At 30.1% G+C, this 6,319-nt stretch carries 4 protein-coding genes and 1 pseudogene; 4 read left to right on the top strand and 1 reads right to left on the bottom strand.

Annotated elements, in window-relative coordinates; translation table 11 throughout:
- Nucleotides 1–133 (bottom strand): annotated as a pseudogene (locus BUB63_RS13405) (IS1380 family transposase); the annotation flags it as partial.
- A 202-nt stretch (nucleotides 134–335) separates the two neighbouring features.
- Between BUB63_RS13405 and BUB63_RS09015 the strand changes: the two are divergent.
- From BUB63_RS09015 to clpB, 4 genes are all read left to right on the top strand, one after another.
- On the top strand, nucleotides 336–1,631 hold the full coding sequence (locus BUB63_RS09015) for a helix-turn-helix domain-containing protein (protein ID WP_073249213.1): 1,296 nt from the start codon (nucleotides 336–338) through the stop codon (nucleotides 1,629–1,631).
- Nucleotides 1,632–1,645: 14 nt separating this feature from the next.
- The gene (locus BUB63_RS09010; protein WP_073249211.1) at nucleotides 1,646–2,932 is read left to right on the top strand and encodes a helix-turn-helix domain-containing protein; all 1,287 of its coding nucleotides are present in this window, start codon (nucleotides 1,646–1,648) and stop codon (nucleotides 2,930–2,932) included.
- An 86-nt stretch (nucleotides 2,933–3,018) separates the two neighbouring features.
- Entirely contained in the window at nucleotides 3,019–3,627 is a 609-nt protein-coding gene (locus BUB63_RS09005; RefSeq protein WP_073249209.1) for a hypothetical protein, read from the top strand.
- Between the two features lie 12 nt (nucleotides 3,628–3,639).
- Nucleotides 3,640–6,231 carry an ATP-dependent chaperone ClpB gene (clpB, locus tag BUB63_RS09000; RefSeq protein ID WP_073249207.1) on the top strand — a complete coding sequence of 864 codons (2,592 nt, stop codon included), beginning with the start codon at nucleotides 3,640–3,642 and terminating at the stop codon, nucleotides 6,229–6,231.
- Nucleotides 6,232–6,319: the final 88 nt, after the last annotated feature.

Below are 6,319 nucleotides of genomic sequence, written 5' to 3'. Positions count from 1 at the left end.
CATTTTCGAAGCCAATTTTATGAGTAAATTCTTTAAGCAATAACAATCCTGTATCAGAAGATAAGTCACCACCATCAAAATTTAATCGTATTTTACTATTGCTTTCTAAACAAATATCATATAAACTAAACATTGAGAACCCTCCCTTTGTTTGGTATTTGTTTAGCAACTATATTATAACAAATTTGGGCCCTCTTTTTCATGTTTTTATTTCACTTTTTAAGTGAAATGCAGTTTAGTAAAAAATTAAGTTAATATGGGCTATAGAACTCTTTTAAATAAATTCCATGAATAATTCAGGTTAATTAATAATACTACTAATAGGCGGGATGAGTATGGAAATATTAACTTTAGGAGAAAAGATAAAGGCAAAAAGAAAAGAGAAAAATTTAACTTTAAAGGAACTTGCAGGGGATAGGGTTACGCCTGGTCAGATAAGTTTAGTTGAGTCAGGAAAAGCCAATCCAAGTATTGAACTTCTTGAATATATAGCAGAGAAGCTTGAGACAGATGTAGATTATTTTCTTGAAAGCGAAGAGAAGCAGGCTTCAAAGATATGTGAATATTATCTAAATATAGCTGAAGTCTCTATTTCTTCTAAGGAATTTGAAAAAGCTAAGGAATATGTAGAAAAGGGCATTCATTATGCTAATGAGTACAACCTTATTTTGTATAAGGGGAAATTTAATATGGTGTTAGCCATAATAAAATATCACGACAAGAAATATGAAGAGTCACAACAATATTGCTTAATCGCAAATAGTTTGTTTTTAAAACTTAATTTAGTTGAAGATGTTATTAAAAGTTTTATATTGTTAGGTAAAATTAGTATAAATATGGGGTATTATTCAACGGCATTAAATTATTTTACACAAGGAGATACAATAATTTCAGAGAATTTTTTAGAGGATGAATTCTTAAAGGCAAAAATAAATTATTATATTGCTATATCTAATTTATATTTAAATAAAATCTCCCAAGCAATAGACTATGCATACATTGCAAAGAAAAAGTTAGAAGTATTTAATGACAAAAAGGCTTATGCAGATGTTCTTGTACTTTTGAGTTTATCCTATGCAAAGGAAGGTAAGATAGAAAAGGCAATTAATTATTCAAAAAAAGCAAAGGAAATGCTTTCAGAGCTTGACTATAAAAAGGACATAGCAGAGATTGAAGATGGTATTGGTGAAATTTTTGCAAAGTTTGATAATTTTGAGGAGTCCTTTAGCCATTTAACAAATGCATTAAAAATAAAACAGGAGATAAAGGATAATACTGTGCCTTTAACCTTATTTAAACTGTGTGATAATTATATTAAACTTGGTCAGATTGATAAGGCTAAGGAAGTAGTTATTGATATACTTGATAATCTAAAATATGAAGAACACGAATACAGAATAAAGGCATATGAATATTTATATAAGATATATAGCATAGAAAATAATACTGCTAAAATTGAAGAGGTATTAATAAATACAATAAAATATCTTGAGGCTACAGAATATAAAAGGGAGCTTGCTAACTTTTGTGTTCTATTAGGAAAATTATATATTGATTTAAATATGCAGGAATTAGCACTAAAATATATGAATAGAAGTTTAGATTTATATAAAGAATTAGGAATAATTTAGAAGTGGGGATTGATATGGGTGAGAATTTAGGATTAAAGATACGCAATTTAAGAAAACAAAAGGGAATGACTTTAAAGGAGCTTGCTGGGGATAGGGTTACTGCTGCTCAAATAAGTTCAATTGAAAATGGTAAATGTAATCCAAGTGATGAGTTGCTATCATACATTGCAGAAAAGTTAGAGGTTGATGTAGAATATTTTACATTAACCGATAGAGAAAGAATGCAGAAGAAGTTTCAAAAGTTGATGGATGAGATTGCTTTAAACTTTGATAAAGAAAGCATTGATGAGGTATTAGATAGAATCAAAGTATATGAAGAAAATTTAGATATGCTTTCAGATGCCCAAAAGGGATATTATTATTACTGCTTTGCAAAACAATCATACTTTAAAGAGGATTATGATAAAAGTTTTATCGATTTTTCAAAGGCACTTGTTTATTACCTAAAAACAAATAACTATGATATTATATCCGATATATATATTTGTCTTGGTAATTGTAGCTATTTTAACAACAAATATGAAATAGCCTTTGGTTATTATAAAAATTCTGAAGAGCTAATTGATAAGGGAATTTCCTTAGATAATATAGCAAGAACCTATTATGATTTAGCTTTATGCTCAATAGCACTAAATAGATATACATTGTCAGATGTTTATTTAAATAAACTTAAGGATTTCATAAAGCAAAATGACTGGCATAATAAAGAACAATATTTGCCAGGTATAGAAATGATGCAGGGTAATGTAGATTTTAAGATAAAGGATGCAGAGGATAGCTTCAAAAGATTTGAAAATGCATATAAAAAATATAAATTAAACAGCGACTTTGAGGGTATGTTAAAGGCAAAAAACAATATGGCTGTTTGTCTTTGGGAATCTGGTAAAAAAGAACAGGCAATCCAATTGTTTAAAGATATAATACAGTGCGAGAAGGAGATAAATAAGGAAAATATAGCCTTTATTTTAGATGTTTATTTAAATTTAATAGACTGCTTATTGGAAATGAAGATATTGGATGAAACACTAAACGTAATAAATGAAGCTGAAGGAGTAATGTTAAAGCAAAATTATGAAGAAGGAATAATAAAAATATTGATGTCAAGGTTTGATTTCTTATGCAAAATTAAAGATTATCAGAGGGCAGAGGATTATGCCTTTTATGCGTTAGATTTTATGGAAAAGTGTAATAGGGAAGAACAAAAGGTGGAGCTTTACATAAAGCTTTCTCAAATGTATAAAAATATGGGAGATAATAAACAGGCAATAGAGTATTTGCTTCTTTCTCAAAATAATAAATAAAAATAATAGGCGTGGTTTCTTTTTTAGAAATGTTTGGTATAATTAATTATAAAAGAAATCACGCTTATATTATTGGGGGGATATATATGGAATTTTTAGGGTTTGAGACACAGGATTTTGAATATTTTAAAAATTTAGAGAAGAATCTTAATGACGAGTATCTAAAGCAGAGAGAAAATGTAAAAACAAATTTTAGAGCATTTTGTTATGAACTTCAAAAGATATATCATAAGCATACTAACGGTTTTTTAGAGCTTGAAAAGGATTTTTTGAAGAGTAATAAAAAAAGTGATAGTTTAAAGGCAAGACATAAGATAGATGAAAATTCGTACATAGATATTGTTATAAATCAGTATGGGGTGGGTATTTTTTATAATACACAGAACAAAAAAATAATATCAAATTCAAAAGATAAAATATGGAATTTTATTTTGAGCAATAAAAAATCCTTTATAAGTTTAAATAGAATTACAAAAACTAAATGTACTGAAATATTAAAAATAAATTGTTTAGAGATGAATTCAAAGGCCTATGAGAATATTAAGGCTGTTTTAGAGGAAAATAAAGAAGATAAATTAAACTTGTATATTGGTGCTTTTTATATAAAATCAGAATGTGTAAAACAAAAAAGACAACTTGTAAATCGTTTTTATGAAGAATTTTTAAAGATTTATGATTTACATAAAATGCTGTAAGGAGATGGTTTTATGGACGTAAATAAGATGACGCTTAAGGTACAGGATGCATTAAATCTTTCTCAACAGATTGCAGTTTCCTTTAAGCATCAGCAGGTAGATGTAGAACACCTGCTTTTTGCTCTTTTAACGCAGGAGGATGGTTTAATACCAAGTTTAATTGAGAGAATGGGGATTGATAACAAAAAGCTTCAAAATGAGGTTGAGGCATATTTAGATAAACTTCCAAAGGTGTATGGTCAAGCTGCTGATTCTGGATATGTCTATGCAACACGTAGATTAGAAGAAGTGTTAGTAAGTGCAGAAAAAATAATGAGTAATATGAATGACCTTTATGTAAGTGTTGAGCATATCTTTTTAGCAATTTTAGAAACTGAACATCCACTAAAAAAGATGTTGATTCAAAAAGGAATAGATAAAGAAAAGTTTTTAAAGGTACTTATGGAGGCAAGAGGAGGACAAAGGGTAGAGACTAATGATCCAGAAGGTACATATGATGCACTCAAAAGATATGGTCGTGATTTGACAGAGGAGGCAAGAAGAAACAAATTAGATCCTGTTATAGGAAGAGATGATGAAATACGAAGAGTAATTATGATACTTTCAAGAAAAACAAAGAATAATCCTGTGTTAATTGGTGACCCTGGCGTTGGAAAAACAGCAATAGTAGAAGGATTAGCACAAAGAATAGTAAAGGGAGATGTACCCGAGGGACTAAAGGATAAGAAAATATTTTCTTTAGATTTAGGTGCACTTATTGCAGGGGCAAAATATAGAGGTGAATTTGAGGAAAGACTTAAGGCTGTTCTAAAGGAAATCCAAAGAAGTGAAGGTAAGATAATACTTTTCATAGATGAGATACATACAATAGTTGGGGCAGGTAAAGCAGAGGGAGCTGTTGATGCTGGTAATTTAATAAAGCCTATGCTGGCTCGTGGAGAACTTCACTGTATTGGAGCGACAACCTTTGATGAGTATAGACAATATATAGAAAAGGATAAGGCTCTTGAAAGAAGATTTCAACCTGTTTATGTTGATGAACCCACTGTAGAGGATACTATTGCAATACTTAGAGGTTTAAAGGAAAGATTAGAAATACATCACGGAATTAGAATACACGATAGTGCTTTAGTGTCTGCGGCAAAATTGTCTAAAAGATATATAACAGACAGATTTTTACCAGATAAGGCAATAGATTTAGTGGATGAGGCCTGTGCAATGATAAAAACTCAAATAGAAAGTGTTCCCTATGAACTTGATGAAGTAAAGAGAAAAATACTGCAGCTTGAAATAGAGAAAAGAGCACTTTCAGGTGAGATGGATGAATTTTCAAAAATTAGGTTAGAGGATGTTGAAAGGGAAATCGCAAATTTAAAGGAGAAGGAGAAGGAATTAAACGCAAGATATAGTAAAGAGAAGGAAGAGTTACAAAGGATAAGGAATATAAAGGAAGAAATAGATAATCTAAAGGTGCAAATGATAAAGGCAGAAAAGGAATACGACTTAAATAAACTTGCTGAAATTAAATACGGAAGACTACCTCAACTTGAAAATGAACTAAAGGCGTTAGAAGATAAAATGAAGAATGCAAATCTTCTTCTTAAGGAGGAGGTTACTGAAGAAGAGATATGTGAGATAGTTTCAAGGTGGACGCATATCCCTCTTTCAAAGCTTGTTGAGGGAGAAAGAGAAAAACTGTTAAATCTTGAAAAATCACTTAAAGAGAGAGTAATAGGCCAAGATGAAGCTGTAGAGGTAGTTGTAGGTTCAGTTTTAAGAGCAAGGGCAGGAATAAAGGACCCAAAGCGTCCAATAGGTTCCTTTATCTTTTTAGGACCTACAGGTGTTGGAAAAACAGAACTTGCTAAAACTTTAGCAAGGGAGCTGTTTGACAGCGAGGATAATATGATTAGAATAGATATGTCAGAGTATATGGAAAAGTTTTCGGTTTCAAGGCTAATAGGAGCACCTCCGGGATATGTAGGCTATGAACAGGGTGGACAGTTAACAGAGGCTGTTAGAAGAAAACCATATAGTGTAATTTTATTTGATGAAATAGAAAAGGCAAATGAGGAGGTATTTGACATATTTTTACAGCTTTTAGATGAAGGAAGGCTTACAGATAGTAAAGGACACATAGTTGACTTTAAAAATACAATAATTATAATGACATCTAATCTAGCAAGTGATGTTATACAGCAGGGATTAATTCAGAATAAAGATTTAGATGAGATTTATAAAGAGGTTCAGAATGTTCTCAAGATGAGGTTTAGGCCTGAGTTTTTAAATAGAGTAGATGATATAGTCATATTTAAGCCACTTTCAAATGAATCAATTAAGAGAATAATAAAAATATTTATAAATGAAATACAATCAAGGCTTAATGAAAAGAATATAAAGCTTTATGTGGATGAAAGTGCCTTAAATTATATAGCAAGCGTTGGTTATGATCAGGTTTATGGTGCAAGACCATTAAAGAGATTTATTCAAAAATATATTGAGACAGAATTGGCAAAGATTATATTGTCAGGAAAGGTAAAAGATGGTGATAAAGTAGAAATCAAGGAATTGCAAGGAAGGTTAGAGTGTTTGATAACAAATTAACAAACTGTTAACAAATTTTTTATTATTTTGTGATATAATAGCATTTGTTTATATTGCAAGTTATATAATAAACAATTGCATATTTAAA

The sequence above is a fragment of the Caloramator proteoclasticus DSM 10124 genome (assembly GCF_900129265.1).
GTDB lineage: Bacteria > Bacillota > Clostridia > Clostridiales > Caloramatoraceae > Thermobrachium > Thermobrachium proteoclasticum.
Note: the sequence above shows the minus strand (reverse complement) of the source record. Positions and strands in the feature narration are given on the sequence as shown.

What these genes read in the sequence shown, in the direction of transcription:
- clpB (WP_073249207.1), top strand. Translation starts at nt 3,640, where the DNA reads ATGGACGTAAATAAGATGACGCTTAAGGTACAGGATGCATTAAATCTT.
- BUB63_RS09005 (WP_073249209.1), top strand. Translation starts at nt 3,019, where the DNA reads ATGGAATTTTTAGGGTTTGAGACACAGGATTTTGAATATTTTAAAAAT.
- BUB63_RS09010 (WP_073249211.1), top strand. Translation starts at nt 1,646, where the DNA reads ATGGGTGAGAATTTAGGATTAAAGATACGCAATTTAAGAAAACAAAAG.
- BUB63_RS09015 (WP_073249213.1), top strand. Translation starts at nt 336, where the DNA reads ATGGAAATATTAACTTTAGGAGAAAAGATAAAGGCAAAAAGAAAAGAG.